The organism is Mycobacterium sp. (genome assembly GCF_035623875.1).
Lineage (GTDB): Bacteria > Actinomycetota > Actinomycetes > Mycobacteriales > Mycobacteriaceae > Mycobacterium.
The window spans coordinates 1-15,559 of sequence record NZ_DASPSP010000091.1 but is presented as its reverse complement, the minus strand read 5'-3'; the positions used below and the strand labels follow the sequence as shown (position 1 = coordinate 15,559).

The 15,559-nt window shown below is 66.4% G+C and carries 16 protein-coding genes and 1 pseudogene; 8 read left to right on the top strand and 9 right to left on the bottom strand.

Features of this window, described 5'->3' with window-relative positions:
• Window positions 1–20 precede the first annotated feature (20 nt).
• Window positions 21–815, bottom strand: a complete 795-nt coding sequence (locus VEI45_RS07380) for a (2Z,6E)-farnesyl diphosphate synthase (RefSeq protein ID WP_324851696.1) — start codon at window positions 813–815, stop codon at window positions 21–23.
• Window positions 816–892: 77 nt separating this feature from the next.
• On the opposite strand from VEI45_RS07380, the gene trhA reads away from it, so the two are divergent.
• Window positions 893–1,597, top strand: coding sequence for a PAQR family membrane homeostasis protein TrhA (gene trhA / locus VEI45_RS07375; protein WP_414687419.1), 705 nt, complete (start codon window positions 893–895; stop codon window positions 1,595–1,597).
• A gap of 67 nt (window positions 1,598–1,664) precedes the next feature.
• Here the strand turns inward: trhA and VEI45_RS07370 are convergent, their stop codons facing one another.
• The 3 genes from VEI45_RS07370 to mca are packed head-to-tail and all read right to left on the bottom strand — an operon-like array spanning window position 1,665 to window position 4,811.
• Window positions 1,665–3,668, bottom strand: coding sequence for a thioredoxin domain-containing protein (locus VEI45_RS07370; RefSeq protein WP_324851695.1), 2,004 nt, complete (start codon window positions 3,666–3,668; stop codon window positions 1,665–1,667).
• Window positions 3,652–3,942: a hypothetical protein gene (locus VEI45_RS07365; RefSeq protein ID WP_324851693.1), complete on the bottom strand. Its 291-nt coding sequence runs from the start codon at window positions 3,940–3,942 to the stop codon at window positions 3,652–3,654. Before VEI45_RS07365 ends, VEI45_RS07370 begins: the two co-directional genes overlap by 17 nt.
• Window positions 3,939–4,811 carry a mycothiol conjugate amidase Mca gene (gene mca / locus VEI45_RS07360; protein ID WP_324851691.1) on the bottom strand — a complete coding sequence of 291 codons (873 nt, stop codon included), beginning with the start codon at window positions 4,809–4,811 and terminating at the stop codon, window positions 3,939–3,941. Before mca ends, VEI45_RS07365 begins: the two co-directional genes overlap by 4 nt.
• 131 nt (window positions 4,812–4,942) lie before the next feature.
• Here mca and VEI45_RS07355 point away from each other — a divergent pair, with 131 nt between their 5' ends.
• From VEI45_RS07355 to VEI45_RS07345, 3 genes are all read left to right on the top strand, one after another.
• A complete protein-coding gene (locus tag VEI45_RS07355) occupies window positions 4,943–5,377 on the top strand; it encodes a DUF4307 domain-containing protein (protein WP_324851689.1) in 435 nt (144 codons plus the stop codon).
• A gap of 256 nt (window positions 5,378–5,633) precedes the next feature.
• Window positions 5,634–6,128: a transcription elongation factor GreA gene (gene greA, locus VEI45_RS07350; protein ID WP_324851687.1), complete on the top strand. Its 495-nt coding sequence runs from the start codon at window positions 5,634–5,636 to the stop codon at window positions 6,126–6,128.
• A gap of 42 nt (window positions 6,129–6,170) precedes the next feature.
• Window positions 6,171–6,860: a GOLPH3/VPS74 family protein gene (locus VEI45_RS07345; protein ID WP_324851685.1), complete on the top strand. Its 690-nt coding sequence runs from the start codon at window positions 6,171–6,173 to the stop codon at window positions 6,858–6,860.
• Here the strand turns inward: VEI45_RS07345 and VEI45_RS07340 are convergent.
• Window positions 6,853–8,007 carry a cystathionine gamma-synthase gene (locus VEI45_RS07340; RefSeq protein WP_324851683.1) on the bottom strand — a complete coding sequence of 385 codons (1,155 nt, stop codon included), beginning with the start codon at window positions 8,005–8,007 and terminating at the stop codon, window positions 6,853–6,855. The genes VEI45_RS07345 and VEI45_RS07340 overlap by 8 nt on opposite strands.
• 118 nt (window positions 8,008–8,125) lie before the next feature.
• Here VEI45_RS07340 and VEI45_RS07335 point away from each other — a divergent pair, with 118 nt between their 5' ends.
• A complete protein-coding gene (locus VEI45_RS07335) occupies window positions 8,126–8,485 on the top strand; it encodes a hypothetical protein (RefSeq protein ID WP_324851681.1) in 360 nt (119 codons plus the stop codon).
• 1 nt (window position 8,486) lies between these two features.
• On the opposite strand, the pseudogene VEI45_RS07330 reads toward VEI45_RS07335, so the two are convergent.
• The 3 genes and pseudogenes from VEI45_RS07330 to VEI45_RS07320 form a co-directional block, all read right to left on the bottom strand.
• Window positions 8,487–9,095, bottom strand: a pseudogene (locus VEI45_RS07330) (RDD family protein); the annotation flags it as partial.
• Between the two features lie 203 nt (window positions 9,096–9,298).
• The gene (locus tag VEI45_RS07325; RefSeq protein WP_324851679.1) at window positions 9,299–10,693 is read right to left on the bottom strand and encodes a cystathionine beta-synthase; all 1,395 of its coding nucleotides are present in this window, start codon (window positions 10,691–10,693) and stop codon (window positions 9,299–9,301) included.
• A 40-nt stretch (window positions 10,694–10,733) separates the two neighbouring features.
• Entirely contained in the window at window positions 10,734–11,786 is a 1,053-nt protein-coding gene (locus VEI45_RS07320) for an alpha/beta hydrolase (RefSeq protein WP_324851677.1), read from the bottom strand.
• Window positions 11,787–12,061: 275 nt separating this feature from the next.
• Between VEI45_RS07320 and VEI45_RS07315 the strand changes: the two genes are divergently transcribed.
• Both VEI45_RS07315 and VEI45_RS07310 read left to right on the top strand, forming a co-directional pair.
• Window positions 12,062–12,997, top strand: a complete 936-nt coding sequence (locus VEI45_RS07315) for an SGNH/GDSL hydrolase family protein (RefSeq protein ID WP_414687422.1) — start codon at window positions 12,062–12,064, stop codon at window positions 12,995–12,997.
• 63 nt (window positions 12,998–13,060) lie between these two features.
• The gene (locus VEI45_RS07310) at window positions 13,061–14,278 is read left to right on the top strand and encodes an acetyl-CoA C-acetyltransferase (protein ID WP_324851674.1); all 1,218 of its coding nucleotides are present in this window, start codon (window positions 13,061–13,063) and stop codon (window positions 14,276–14,278) included.
• Between the two features lie 58 nt (window positions 14,279–14,336).
• Here the strand turns inward: VEI45_RS07310 and VEI45_RS07305 are convergent, their stop codons facing one another.
• A complete protein-coding gene (locus VEI45_RS07305; RefSeq protein WP_324851672.1) occupies window positions 14,337–15,188 on the bottom strand; it encodes a Bax inhibitor-1/YccA family protein in 852 nt (283 codons plus the stop codon).
• Window positions 15,189–15,396: 208 nt separating this feature from the next.
• Here VEI45_RS07305 and VEI45_RS07300 point away from each other — a divergent pair.
• Window positions 15,397–15,559, top strand: a 163-nt coding sequence (locus VEI45_RS07300) for an enoyl-CoA hydratase/isomerase family protein (protein WP_414687421.1), incomplete at its 3' end; no start/stop codon positions are given.

The following is a 15,559-nucleotide window of genomic DNA, read 5'->3' as shown; positions in this document are numbered from 1 at the left end:
GTGACACGCCGTCAGATGCCTCAGCTGCCGTAACGGCGATGGCGCAGGCTGTAATCGCGCAATGCGCGCAAGAAGTCAACGCGGCGAAACGCGGGCCAGTGCGCCTCGGTGAACCACATCTCCGAATAGGCGCTTTGCCACAGCAGGAACCCGGACAGCCGCTGCTCCCCCGACGTGCGGATGACCAGGTCGGGATCGGGCTGCCCGGAGGTGTACAGGTTCTCTGAGATCGCGTCGACGGTGACGGCGTCGACGAGATCCTCGGCGCTGGCCCCGTTGGCGATCTCCTTGCTCAACAGTGCACGGACGGCTTCGGCGATTTCCTGGCGGCCGCCGTACCCCACCGCCACGTTGACGTGGAAGCCTGAGTTTGCGCTGGATGCGGTGCCCTCGACAGCGTCCCGCAGTCGTCGCGCGGGCTCCTCGCCGATCAGCTCCAAATCCCCGACAGTGCGCACACTCCAGCGGTTGGCCGGCGCGCAGATCTCCTCGACGACGTCGGTGATGATCTCGATGAGCGCAGCCAGCTCGGCGGGATCACGGCGCAGGTTTTCGGTGGAAAGCAAATAGACGGTTGCCATTTCGATGCCCGCCTCTTGGCACCAGCGCAGCATCTCGGCGATCTTGGCCGCGCCCATCCGGTAGCCGTAGCTGACGTCGTCGTATCCGGCGTCGCGTGCCCACCGGCGGTTGCCGTCGCACAGCACCGCGATGTGGCGGGGCAGCGCGGGTTTGGCTGCCGCCAGGCCTTGCCGCAGCCGCAACTCGTAGAGCCGGTAAAGCGGTTCCTTGAGACGCGGCGGAATGATCTCCACAGGGATCCAGATTACTGTGGGCGGCACCGCATACCAGCGATCCGGCCGCAAAGGCGCGGAGGGATTAGGGAGGGATATTGAGCCGCGAGACCGATGTGGTTGTCACACCCGGCCTTTTGGGGCCGGCCAAGGCCGTCGAGGTGCTGACCAAGCCGAGGGCACGCGGCTGGATCCATCTGGTTTCGGCCATCGTCGCGGTCGCCGCCGGCGCTTCGCTGATATCGGTGTCCTGGCCGCTGGCCGGACTCAAAGCCGGCCTGGCGACCTTCGTCTACACCGGCGCCGTGGTCGGGATGTTCACCGTCAGCGCCATCTACCACCGGGTCACCTGGAAATCAACGAAGGCCCGCACCCGGATGAAGCGGCTCGACCATTCGATGATCTTCGTGTTGATCGCCGGCACCTATACGCCGTTCGCGTTGTTGGCGATGCCGCATGACGCCGGGACGCTGGTGCTGTGGATCGTGTGGGGCGGTGCACTTGCCGGGGTGTTGCTCAAGATGTGCTGGCCGAGCGCGCCGCGCTGGGTCGGTGTTCCGCTGTATCTGATGCTCGGCTGGGTGTCGGCGTTCTACATCGCGATGATCCTGCACAACGCCGGGGTGGCCGCGATGGTGCTGTTGACCGTGGGCGGCGCGTTGTACAGCATCGGCGGAATTCTGTATGCGCTGCGCTGGCCCGACCCGTGGCCGACGACGTTCGGCTACCACGAGTTCTTCCATGCCTGCACCGCGGTGGCGGCGATCTGCCACTACATCGCGATTTGGTTCGCGGTGTTCTAGCGATTGCGCGCTAAACGCTAAAGCTGCGTGACGCGGAAAGCCGCCTCGTTGCCGGCCACCTGCAGCGTCACCGGGCAAGCGCCGCCGCCAAGTCGTCGGCCGTGGTGACCGGCAGATCGCAGACCCGGCCGCGGCACACATAGGCCGCGTCGGCACCGGCCACCCGGTCGCGGCCGACCAGCAGCTCCGACGACCCCGCTTGGCCACCGACGACGATCGCCCCGCCGGGCGCGAGTCGACGCGCGTCGGCCAGCAACGACGACCCCGGCGCGGCACAGGCGACCGCGATCTGCAACGGTCCGCGCACCGCGGATTCGGCGACCGCCAACCAATGCCCGGCCGCGCGCGGCGCGCGGACCAGCAACGGGGAGTGTGCCTGAAGCGTGTCAGCCGCCGCCTGCCGGTAGCGGTCGGCCCGCCCCGCGCCGGCCAGATGGGCCGCGGTCAACAGCGCCTCGGCGATCGCGGATGCGCCCGACGGCGTCGCCCCGTCCAACGGGTCGGCGGGCCGCAACAGCAGCTGCTCGGCATCGTCGGCGCTATCGAACCAGCCGCCAGGCCGGTCGGGATCGGCGAAGTGCGCCAACGCAATATCGAGCAGGTCGGTGGCCGTCGTGAGCCAGGCAACGTCGGTGGTCAATTGGTAGAGCGCCAACAGCCCGGTGGCCAGCATGGCGTGATCTTCCAGGATCGCGGCGCTCTCACCGACCCGCCCGCCCAGGCTGGCCCGGCGCAGCCTGCCGTCCACCAGGTGCAACTCGACCAGCGCCGTCGCACAGCGAGCGGCGGCGTCGGCCAACTCCGGCGCGGCCAACGCCACACTCGCCTCGGCCAGCGCGGTGATGGCCAGTCCGTTCCAGGCGGTGACGACCTTGTCATCGCGGCCCGGCTGCGCCCGGGTGAGCCGGGCGGCCAGCAGCGCGGTCCGGACGCGCTCGAACCGACTCGGGTCGTCCGGGTTGCTCGGCAACTGCAGCACCGACGCGCCGGCTTCAAAGGTACCCGTCTCAGTAACGCCGAAAACCGAAGCGGCCCAATGCCCGTCGTCGCTTCCGAGCGCTTCTGCCAGTTGGCTGGGCGTCCAGACGTAGGTCGAACCCTCCCGGCCGTCGGCGTCGGCGTCCAGCGACGAGGTGAACATGCCGGCCTCGGCCAGCTCGTCGAGCAGGAAACGTGCCGTCTCGCCGGCGACTCGGCGCGCTAACTCATCCCCGGTGCGGCGGGCCCAGTGCGCGTAGCCACGCAGTAGTAGCGCATTGTCGTACAGCATCTTCTCGAAATGCGGTACCACCCAGGCGTTGTCGACGCTGTAGCGGGCAAACCCGCCAGCCAGCTGGTCGTAGATTCCGCCGCGGGCCATCGCGGTGCAGGTACGGCGAACCGTGTCCAGCGCATCCGGCGAACCGGTCCGCTCCCAGTGCCGTAGCAGCGCCTCGAGCAACGCCGACGGCGGGAATTTCGGCGCGCCGCCGAAACCGCCGCGCGCGGTGTCCTCGTCGCGCAGCACGGTCGCGACGGCGTCGTCACACAGCGACGCGGCCACCGCCGGGCCGCTGGAGGGCTGCCCCCGGGGTGCCCCAGCCATGGACTGCAGTTCGCTTGCGATGTGATCGGAGGCCTGCTCGACCTCGTCGCGGCGATCGTGCCAGGTACTGCCCACCGCCGAAAGCAGCTGCAGAAAAGCGGCTTTCGGATAGTAGGTGCCACAGTAGAATGGGCGCCCGTCGGGCGTCAGGAAACATGTCATGGGCCAGCCGCCCTGCCCCGTGAGCGCGACGGTGGCATTCATGTAGACGGCGTCGATGTCGGGTCGCTCCTCACGGTCGACTTTGACGCAGACGAACCCCGCGTTCATTGCGGCGGCCACGTCGTCGTCCTCGAACGACTCGTGGGCCATGACGTGACACCAGTGGCATGCGGCGTAGCCGACGGACAGCAGGATCGGCACATCGCGTTCGGCGGCCTCGGCCAGCGCCCGTGGCGACCATTGCTGCCAATGCACCGGATTGTCGGCGTGCTGGCGAAGGTAGGGGCTGGCCGCCCCGGCGAGCAGGTTACCCGCCGGGCTCATGGGGGAAGCGATCGTCGGGATGGTCCTGAGGCGGCTCGTCAGCGCCGAGCGTCCCGTCGTCGACGGCCTGATCCGGGCCAGGATTCTGGGGGTCGAAGGACTCAGGCAACTTCCTGAGGTGCCGGTTCATCGAGCGCACCAGAAACACCAGACTGATCAGCAGCAGCACCACCACCAGTAACCCGATTGGGCTGGCTTTGCCAAAATCCGGTCCGCTGCGCTGCGGCCCGCCGTCGGCGCACACCCGGATCGCGGCAAGCGCAAACTGGTTCACTGCTCCGCCTCGAGTCCGGCGAACAAATCGGTCTCGGGAAGACGCACCGGCACACGTGAGCGCGCCAGCTCGAACTCTTCGGTCGGCCACAGCCGCTGCTGCCATGCGATCGGCGCCGCGAAGAAATCCCCTTTGGGATCGATCTGAGTGGCGTGTGCACGCAGCGCGTCGTCACGCTGACTGAAATACGCCGAGCACTCGATCCGGGTGGTCACTCGGTCGGCGTGCACGTCGTGCGCGGGATCCCAATGCGCCAGCCACTTCTCGAACGGGCCCTGCTGGCCGTTCTTGGCGAATTCATCCTGCAGCAACTGCATCCGCTGTCGCAAAAATCCGTGGTTGTAGTACAGCTTGGGCACTGTCCACACTGGGCCTGCGTCCGGGAATCGCCGATAGTCACTGGCGGCCTCGTATGCCGCGACCGCAACCTGATGGCAGCGGATGTGGTCGGGGTGCGGGTAGCCGCCATTCTCGTCATAGGTCGTCATCACGTGCGGACGGAATTCGCGCACCACCCGCACCAGCGCTTCGCTGGACACCTCCAGCGGGGTCAGTGCGAAGCAGTCCTCGGGCAGCGGCGTCGGCGGATCCCCCTTCGGCAGCCCCGAGTCGACGAAGCCCAGCCAGGTGTGTTCGACGCCGAGGATTTCGGCTGCCTTCGCCATCTCGTCGCGGCGGATGTCGGCGATGCGTCCGTGTACTTCGGGCAGGTCCATCGCCGGGTTGAGGATTTCGCCGCGTTCGCCTCCGGTAAGGGTCACCACCAGCACGCGGTGGCCCTCATCGGCATAACGGGCGAGGGTGGCAGCGCCCTTGCTGGACTCGTCGTCCGGGTGGGCATGCACCGCCATCAACCGCAGTTCGTTCACGTGCTCCCTGTTCCCGCGTGCTGGTTCTTGTTCGCTGGGCCTGGTATGTCGACCTATAGTTCCAGTCCTAATAGTTTCATCCCGGGTGCCCGCGCCCGAAACCTGATCACCCGGCACGTACCGCGAGACACATGACCAAAGGTTCACCGCATCCGCCGCCGACCCGCTACGGGCGTGGCCGATTGCCCCGCGCGTCGCGGCGCCGTGTCATCGTTGTCCTTACTGTGCTGGGTGTCGCCGCCGGCGTCGTCGTCGCCCTCATCGGCTACCAACGGCTGGGCCGCAGCGATGTCGAGGGCACGCTGGCCGGCTATCGGTTGATCGACCCGGAGACGGTGTCGGTAACGATCAGCGTGACGCGATTGGACCCGTCGCGGCCAGTTGACTGCATCGTGCGGGTGCGCGCGAAAGACGGCAGCGAGACGGGCCGGCGTGAGGTGCTGGTTCCCCCGGCAGCCGAGCCAACGGTCCAGGTGACGACGATCGTCAAGTCCAGCAAGCCGCCGGTGATGGGCGACGTTTACGGCTGCGGCGCCGACGTGCCGGCCTACCTGCGCGCGCCCTGACCCCACGGGCTTTCGGCAACCCCGGGCAAACGCCGAACTGCCAAAATGTGAACGGCGCGCGGGCCGGCGGTGGTAAGCTGTTCGGATGCACGGTTCCAGCAGGGACCGTGTATTGCTGCTTTAGCGGGCATGTGTGGCGTGCAGGGGGTACGCCCGACTACTGGGGTCGGCAGTACACGCGGTGGAACCACCGGGCAGCAAGACGGACAATTTAGCGACGCGGATGCCGCGGAACCGACACAAGGAGCACGACGAGATGACGGACACGCAGGTGACCTGGTTGACCCAAGAGTCACATGACCGACTCAAGGCTGAGCTCGATCAGTTGATTGCGAACCGTCCGGTCATCGCCGCGGAAATCAATGATCGCCGCGAGGAGGGCGACCTGCGCGAGAACGGCGGATACCACGCCGCCCGCGAGGAGCAGGGCCAGCAAGAGGCCCGTATCCGTCAGCTGCAGGACCTGCTCAACAACGCGAAGGTCGGCGAGGCCCCCAAGCAGTCCGGTGTCGCGCTGCCGGGTTCGGTGGTGAAGGTCTACTACAACGGCGACAAGTCCGACAACGAGATGTTCCTGATCGCCACCCGCCAGGAGGGCATCAACGACGGCAAGCTCGAGGTCTACTCCCCGAACTCACCCCTGGGCGGGGCCCTGATTGACGCCAAGGTCGGTGAGACCCGCAGCTACACCGTGCCCAACGGCAACACCGTCGAGGTGACGCTGGTCAGCGCGGAGCCCTACCACGCCTGATCAGGGCACCGGTCGCGGACAAGGGCGGGATCAAATCGGCTGATGGCGCGCATCGCCGAGGACTTGGCCTTGCTCTTGCTCGACAACGCGTCAGCGCAGCCGGCGTTGGACCGGGCCCGCCAGGGGCGTGTCCTGTCCGCCGCGGTGCTGCTGGACTTGGCGCATGCCTGCCGCATCCGGCCGGCGGTTGACAGCGAACCGGTGCAAGCCGGACGGCTGGTCGCGCTGATCGGGCCGGAGCCAACGGATCCCGTGGTCGCGCCGGCGCTGCAGATGTTGCTGCGCCGCCCGATGAGTCCGGCTGCGGCGATCGCAAAACTGCGCCGCCAGACCACCGGCGTCGTGCTGTCGCAGCTGGAGCTTGGCGGTCACATCCACCGGGTTCGACTGCAGGGCAACGGCTTCAGAGGCTTCAAGCGGGTATATGCGTGGCCGCTGCTCGATCGGACTCGGGTCGACCAGATTCGGGCGACGCTCATGTCGGTGTTGTTGGATCAGGCCAGACCCGATCCCGCGATGGCGGCACTGATCGCGCTGCTGCACACCGTCGACGGCCTGAGCGCGGTGCTCAGCCTCAACGATCGCGCCTGGGAGTGGGTGCTCAGCCGGGCGGGTGACATCGCCAGCGGTACTTGGGTTCGCGAGTCCGAACCAGAACTGGCCGAGGTCAACCTGGCTGTGACCACGGCGGCCATCCGTCAGGCGCTGGCCCCGCGAAGCGGCGCTAGCTGAGCGCCTGTTCGAGATCGGCGATCAGGTCGGCGATGTCCTCGATGCCGACCGACAGCCGCACCAGGTCGTCCGGCACCTCCAACTGGGAACCGGCGGTCGACGCATGGGTCATCGCGCCGGGATGCTCGATCAGCGACTCGACACCACCGAGCGACTCGGCCAGGATGAACACCCTGGTGTTGGCGCACAGCGCCTCGGCGGCACTGCGACCGCCCCGCATCCGCACCGACACCATGCCGCCGAACCCTCGCATCTGCCGGGCCGCGATCTGGTGACCGGGGTGCGTGGGCAGACCCGGGTACAACACCGCGCTCACCGACGCATGCCCTGCGAGGAATTCCGCGACGGCAGCGGCGTTTTCGCTGTGCCGCTGCATCCGCAGCACCAGCGTCTTGAGGCCGCGCATGGTCAGGTACGCATCGAACGGGCCCGGCACCGCACCGGCCCCGTTCTGCAAGAACGCGAACGCCGCGTCCAACTCCTCGTCGTTGGTAATCAGGGCTCCGCCCACCACGTCGGAATGGCCGCCGATGTACTTGGTGGTCGAGTGCAACACGATGTCAGCACCGAGGGTCAACGGCTGCTGCAACGCCGGTGAGGCAAACGTGTTGTCCACCAACACTTTCGCGCCAGTCTCGGCGCCAAGCTCAGCGATTGCCGCGATATCGGCGATCCACAGCAGCGGGTTCGTAGGTGTTTCCACCCAGATCAGCCGGGTGCGGGGGTTGACTGCTGCGCGGACCGCGTCAAGATCAGCCAATGCGACCGGGGTGTGCTGCACACCCCACCCGGTGAACACCTTGTCGATCAGCCGGAATGTCCCGCCGTAGGCGTCGTCGGGGATCACCACATGGTCTCCGGGGCGCAGCACCGCGCGCAGCGCACAGTCGCTGGCTGCCATGCCGGAACCGAACGCCCGGCCGAACCTGCCGTCCTCGACGGCGGCCAACGCGGTCTCCAGCGCGGCGCGGGTCGGATTGCCGGTGCGCGCGTAATCGAATCCGCTGCGCAGACCACCGATGCCGTCCTGGGCGAAGGTGCTGCTGGCGTAGATCGGGGCGTTGACCGCGCCGGTCAACGGATCAGGTCGGTAGCCGGCGTGGATGGCCTTGGTGGCCAGCCCGGCGTTATCGAAGTGTTCACTCATCGACGATCAGCCTAGCGATCATGATCAGGTCAGCTCGGACGCGCGGCAGGGCAACGAGCGTTGCGAATACGGACTATTCCCGATGTGCGGAAGCTGCCGGAGACCACAATCCAGGTTTATGAAGCGACTGATCTTGGGACTGGCCGCGACTGCGCTGCTCTGGGGCAATGTCGCGGGGCTGGTGGGCGCAGGTAGCGCCGAGGCCCATCCCGGTCCTGCACCGCAATCCTGGCCCGGCTGCCCAGAGGACCATCCGGCCGGGCCATGTCACTGGTGCCCCGGCGATCCTCCGGTGCAGACCGGCAACCTTCGGGTGAACCCCGTCGTGTGGGACACCAACGTCTGCCACACTTATTGGTACGTCCGGCCTGGGCAGGGCAATGTCGCTCAGAACATTTTTGAGGGCGATACGCCACCAGCACCGCCTCCACCGCCGCCGGGCCTCAACTTCTGTCCGATCCCGCCGTGGTGTCCGTGATCTAGTACCCGTATTCGGCCGTCCCGTCTGGCGCCGTCTGATCAAGTGGCAGGCAAACCGTCGCCATGATTTTGTCAGCCAGCGTTTGGCGTTTGGCGGTCCAGAGTGGAAACAGGTAGCCGAGGCAGAAAGGCACTGCGTCGACGACGTGGCTGATCTGGCGCAGCACGGACATTCCGAAACCGACTGGCTCTCCGGTGTTCTCGCTGACGACTTTGAACTTGAGCAGCGACTTACCGATGCTCGATCCGCCTACGCCCTGACGGTAGCCGTAGTTCCAGACCACATAGACCAGCCCGACCAGCACTGCCCCCCACATCACCGTCACACCCACCGTGGAGTACCCGATCGAGCAGATCTGGTCGACGTCGTACTGCGTGATGTCGGTCAGACAGGCGCTGTCGACCGAGTTCTGCAGCACCAGCCAACCGACGCCAAGGATGACCGCGAACGGCAAGGAGTCGATCAGGTATGCCCCGACCCGGGTGAGCCACGGCGTATAGGCCTGCTTCGGCAGGCCGCGAATCGCAGGCCCGGGCGGTGGCGGCGCATACCCGCCCGAGGGCGGGGGCGGCGGTGGGTACTCACCACCGTGCGGCGGCGGGGGCGGTTGGTCGGTCATGAACGGCTTCCCTTTGCAAACGATTTGCTGCACTAAGCGGCACTAGGTTATCCGAGAACTCCGCCAAGCACGCGGCAGCGAGGAAACGTTCGGCCGGGCGCGATGTTCGGCTGCCGTCGACCGCCGCCCCCGAGCCACCCAACCAGCGCGGTGGTTTGCTACCCAAAGTAATTTGCCTGTTGGCCGTCCGGCTACTTGCGTCGCGGGCCGTCGGAGAGAAATCCCAACAAGTCGTACCGGGTGATGACCCCCACCGGCTTGCCCTCCTCGACGACCATGACGGCGTCCAAGTCCCGCAGCGTCTTGGCCAGCGAGCCGACGAGTTCGCCGGTGCCGATGATCGGCAGCGGCGGACTCATGTGCATCCCAACGGCGTCGGCCAGGTTGGCGCGGCCCTCGAAGACGGCCGAAAGCAGTTCGCGCTCAGAGACACTGCCGGCCACCTCGCCGGCCATCACCGGTGGCTCGGCGCCGACGACGGGCATCTGGGACACCCCGTACTCGCGCAGGATGCCGATCGCATCGCGCACCGTCTCCGACGGGTGGGTGTGCACCAGGTCAGGCAACGCGCCAGTCTTCCCGCGCAGCACGTCGCCCACCGTCGGCTGTTCGATCGAGCCGTCCAGCCTGGTGCGCAGGAACCCATACGACGACATCCAGGCGTCGTTGAAGATCTTCGACATGTAGCCGCGACCACCATCGGGCAGCAACACCACGATCAGCGCGTCGGGCCCGGCTTGCTCGGCCACCTTCAGCGCGGCCACCACCGCCATCCCGCACGAGCCACCGACCAGCATGGCCTCCTCGCGGGCCAGCCTTCTGGTCATGTTGAACGAATCGGAGTCAGACACCGCGATGATCTCATCGGGGACGCTGCGGTCATAGGCCGCCGGCCAGAAGTCCTCGCCTACTCCTTCGACGAGGTAAGGCCGGCCGGTGCCGCCGGAGTACACCGAACCTTCCGGGTCGGCTCCGATGACCCGCACGGCTCCATCCGAGACGTCCTTGAGGTAGCGACCGGCGCCGGTGATCGTCCCGCCGGTCCCGATACCGGCGACGAAATGGGTGACCTGGCCGTCGGTGTCGGCCCAGATCTCCGGGCCGGTGGTCTCGTAGTGGCTCGCCGGCCCCTGCGGGTTGGAATACTGGTCGGGCTTCCAGGCACCGTCGATTTCGTCGACCAGGCGGTCGGACACGCTGTAATAGCTGTCCGGATGATCGGGCGGCACCGCCGTCGGGCATACCACCACGTCGGCACCGTAGGCACGCAACACGTTCTGCTTGTCCTCGCTGACCTTGTCGGGGCAGACGAACACACACCGGTAACCGCGGTGCTGGGCTACCAACGCCAAACCGACGCCGGTGTTTCCAGAGGTCGGTTCGACGATGGTGCCGCCCGGCTTCAGCTGGCCGCTGGCCTCGGCGGCGTCGATCATCTTCACCGCGATGCGGTCCTTGCTGCTGAGGCCCGGGTTGAGGTACTCGACCTTGGCGACGACCCTGCCCGAGCCAGGCGGCACGACCGAGTTCAGCTGAACTAGTGGAGTATTCCCGATGAGTTCACTGATGTGTCGCGCGATCCGCATGCGTCCATCGTCTCAGGTGTTGCGACGCCGCGCGCAGGCACTAGCCGGTGGCCTCGCGGATGTACTCACCGATCTGCCGCAGCGAGCGCGTCGCCTCGGGCACCAGCGGTGCAGCGAGCTGGAAGTCGTGTATCTGGCCGGGCCAGACCCGGACCTCGGTCGGCACCCCTGCCGCCGCCAGTCGGCGGGCGGCCAACCGCGCGTCGTGGAGCAACACCTCGGATCCCGACACGTGGATCAGCGTCCGCGGCAGCCCCGACTCGAGGTGGTCGAGCGGCTCGTAGAGCTGCTCCGGCTTTCCGTCGACAGTGTGCTTGCCTGCCGCTTGGGCGACCAGCGCGATCAACGCATCGAACGCCTTCGACGAGAACATCGCATCGGTTTTGATATTTGGATGCGCCTGCTTGGACTCTTTGGCCAGCTCCAGTAACGGCGAAATCGCCACCAGCGCAGCCGGTTCCTCGTGGACCTGCTGAAGCCGTTGGGCCAGTGCAAGAGCGAGATAACCACCGGCGGAGTCGCCGGCCAACACGATTTGCTCGGGCTGGTATCCACGCAGCCGCAGCCAGCGGTAGGCATCGTGGCAGTCGTCCAGCGCCATGCCGACCGAATGCTTCGGAATTAGCCGGTAATTGACCACCAGCACCGGAGAATCGGCGTATTTCGACAATGCGTTAACAATCCTGCTGTGCGAGTTGACCCCACACGTCAAAAACGCGCCGCCGTGCAGATAGAGCACCACCCGTCGCTTGCCGTCGGCCGGCAGCACGCCGGGCGCACGAACCAGCTGCGCCGTAGCGTGCGGCAATTCCACTGTCGCGCGGATAGTTCCAGGGGCAGGAAGCAAAACCCGTGAAGCGAAGTCGATGAGGCCGAACGGCCACGGCATGTGCGGAATGTGGCTGCCCACGGCCAAAACCGGCCGGATCGTGAGACGGCATGCCAGCGCTGCGATCATCCCGGGAAGGCTGGGGCCGCTTTCGACGACCTCGACGGGCACGCCGTCGCTGACGGGAAACTTGCGAGCCCGCAACGCATCACGGCGGCCAATTACATTGCGGGGCGCGCCCGAAACCTTGCTAGGTGCGGTCATGCTCAACACTCCTACACCGTTGTAGTGCGATACAGCATGTCTACGAAGTAGCGGAGCGACCGGTTCAACCTGTGTCATCGTGAGGTGTACCCGACCTAGCACTCAGCCAACCTCGCAAACTTAGCTTGACACTTCTTAGAACTTCAACAATCAAAGAGTCTGATTCGATACCAGAACTGATCCGTCCCGTAATCGTGTCTGCCCTCGGCTCTCAAGAACACCCGCCGCCGCCGACATAAACTGATCACGTGGTACTTCGCCCGCCGCGGGGTTCGATGGTTGCGCTGGCCGCAGCAGGTGCGCTGGCGTCGACCGGCACTGCCTATTTGGGCGCACGCAACCTGCTGATCGGCCAAGCCGCGCAAGCGCGCAGCGTCATCCCGAAATCTTGGGACGTCCCGCCGCGAGCTGACGGCGTCTACGCCCCGGGTGGCGGTCCGGTGCAGCGCTGGGAACGTGGGATGCCCGTCGACGTGCACTTGATGATCTTCGGCGACTCGACGGCAACCGGGTACGGCTGTCGCATCGCCGACGAAGTTCCCGGTGTGCTGATCGCGCGCGGACTCGCCGACCGCAGCGGTAAACGCATCCGGTTGAGCACCAAAGCGATCGTCGGAGCCACCTCCAAAGGCTTGTCCGGCCAGGTGGACGCCATGTTCGTGGCCGGTCCGCCGCCGGACGCCGCGGTGATCTTGATCGGCGCCAACGACGTCACGGCGCTCAACGGCATCGGCGCCTCGGCACGACGGCTCGGCGCAGCGGCGCGGCGGCTGTGCGCGAGCGGCGCAGTGGTCGTCGTCGCCACCTGCCCCGATTTCGGGGTCGTCAAAGCCATCCCGCAGCCGCTGCGCTGGACGGTACGCACCCGGGGTCTGCGGCTCGCCCGTGCCCAGGCCGGGGCCGTCAGGTCGGCCGGCGGCGTGCCAGTGCCGCTGGCCTCATTGGTCAACGATGAGTTTCGGCATGCGCCCGAATTGATGCTGTCCGACGATCAGTTTCATCCATCGGCGGCCGGATACGCGCTCGCCGCGAGCCAGTTGCTGCCGGCGTTGTGCCAGGCGCTCGGCGAGTGGGCCGGCGAGTCGGCCCTGCCGTCGGCGACCGCCACCGAGGCCGGTCCTGGCTACTTGGCGCGCCGGCTAATCTCGCGGCTGTGGCCACGGCCTACCACCGGCGTGCCGGCACCCATCGTCATACCTGCCCCCGGCTAGATCGCCCGGCTCCTCCGCGGGCTAGATTCGGTCGAGCGAGACCACACCCACCGAGGAGCCGTCATGCCGGAAGCCGTCATCGTCTCAACCGCCCGTTCGCCGATCGGCCGCGCCATGAAAGGGTCGCTGGTCAGCATGCGGCCCGACGACCTGGCGGCGCAGATGGTGCGTGCCGCACTGGACAAGGTGCCCGCGCTCAACCCGCACCAAATCGACGACCTGATCTTGGGCTGCGGCCTGCCCGGTGGTGAGCAAGGCTTCAACATGGCCCGCGTCGTCGCCATCGAACTGGGCTACGACTTTCTGCCGGGCACCACCGTCAACCGATATTGCTCGTCCTCGCTGCAGACCATCCGGATGGCCTTCCACGCGATCAAGGCCGGTGAAGGCGACGCGTTCATTTCCGCGGGCGTGGAGACGGTCTCCCGATTCGCCAAGGGCAACTCGGACTCCTGGCCGGACACCAAGAACCCACTATTCGACGACGCCGAACAACGCACGGCCACCGCGGCCGAGGGCGCCGACGAATGGCACGATCCCCGCTCCGACGAGGCGCTGCCCGATATCTACATCGCGATGGGTCAAACTGCCGAAAACGTCGCCATACTTACCGGAATCAGCCGCGAAGACCAGGACCACTGGGGGGTGCGCAGCCAGAACCGGGCCGAGGAGGCGATCAAGAGCGGGTTCTTCGAGCGCGAGATCGAACCGGTCAGCCTTCCCGACGGCACCACGGTCAGCACGGACGACGGTCCGCGACCGGGAACAACCTACGAGAAGGTCAGTGAGCTCAAACCGGTGTTCCGGCCCAACGGCACGGTGACGGCGGGTAATGCCTGCCCACTGAACGACGGCGCCGCCGCGGTGGTGATCACCACCGACACCAAGGCCAAAGAACTCGGCCTGACGCCGCTGGCGCGCGTGGTGGCCACCGGCGTGAGCGGCCTGTCCCCGGAGATCATGGGCCTGGGACCGATCGAGGCGAGCAAGAAGGCGCTGGCGCACGCCGGCATGTCGATCAAAGATATCGATCTGTTCGAGATCAACGAGGCCTTCGCGGTCCAGGTACTCGGCTCGGCCCGCGAATTGGGCATCGACGAGGACAAGCTGAACGTGTCGGGCGGTGCGATCGCGCTGGGCCACCCGTTCGGCATGACCGGCGCCCGCATCGCAACCACGCTACTGAACAACCTGACCACTCACGACAAGACGTTCGGCCTGGAGACCATGTGCGTCGGCGGCGGTCAGGGCATGGCGATGGTGATCGAGCGGCTTAGCTGACCGCAGGCTTTACACATGAAAAAGCCGGCACGTGCGCACGTGCCGGCTTTCTCGATCTCTAGTCGTTCTGTAGATAACTCAGCAGCCGCAGGATCTCGATGTAGAGCCAGACCAGCGTCACGGTCAGGCCCAACGCGATACCCCAGGCCGCCTTCTCCGGAGCCCCGGCGCGGATCATCTGGTCGGCAGCGTCGAAATCGATCAGGAAGCTGAACGCCGCCAGGCCGATGCACACCAGCGAGAAGATAATCGCCAACGTGCCGCCGCTGCGCAGGCCTAAGCCCTCGTGGTGGTTCATCGGAAGCATCGACAGCAGCAGGTTGCCGAGCATCAGGACGACCACACCGAAGATGCCGGCAACGATCATCCGGGTGAACTTCGGGGTGACCCGGATGGCGCCGGTTTTGTAGACGACGAGCATCCCAACGAAAACTCCGAGCGTGCCCAGGATCGCCTGTCCGATCAGCACACCGGCATTGGTGGTCGAAACCGAGAAGTTGGCCAGCAGGAAGGAGATGGCTCCAAGGAACAGCCCCTCCAGCCCCGCGTAGGTCAACACGATGGCCGGGTTGTCCTGCTTGCGCCCGAAGGTGGCGATCATGACCAACGCCAGCCCACCGAAGGCTCCGATGAACGTGAACGGGCCAGCCAGCGCCTGATTGGCCTGCACCATGAAGTAGGAAACGACAGCCACAGCCGATAGCACCGCCAGGGTGATCCCAGTCTTGGTGACGACGTCGTCAATGGTCAGCGGGCGGGAAACGCCAGCCCGCTGGTCGACATACGGAGCATAGGGGTCCGCCTGATGCCCATATTGGGTCGCGGCGCCTGCGACGCCAGTCCCGAACTGCGCGTATCCGCCGCGCTGCTTGGGCAACGAGCGAAATACCGGGTTACTAGTCTCCCGCACCGTCGGATCCTCTCTTGAACTGTGACTTCGCGCTGTGCGAACAAGTAATCAACGAACCGTAGTCCAGCCGGGTTCCCAGCGGAGGCTTTACGTGATGCGCGGCCGGACCTACTCGAAATAAACCTTACCCGCGAGCGCTCCCATGCGGGTAACGATCTAGATTGCTTGGTCAGGCCCTGACCAGCGATCGACCAGGGATTCACGTGGCATTCACCGAGGGGAGACGACGCGGGTGACGGACGAGGTTTTGCGCCGCGTTGAAGACGGTGTGGGTTTTGTGACGTTGAATCGGCCTGAGGCGATCAATTCGCTGAATCAGGGCATGGTCGATGAGCTGCGCGTGGTTTTGGCCGGGTGGGAGCGGGACGCGG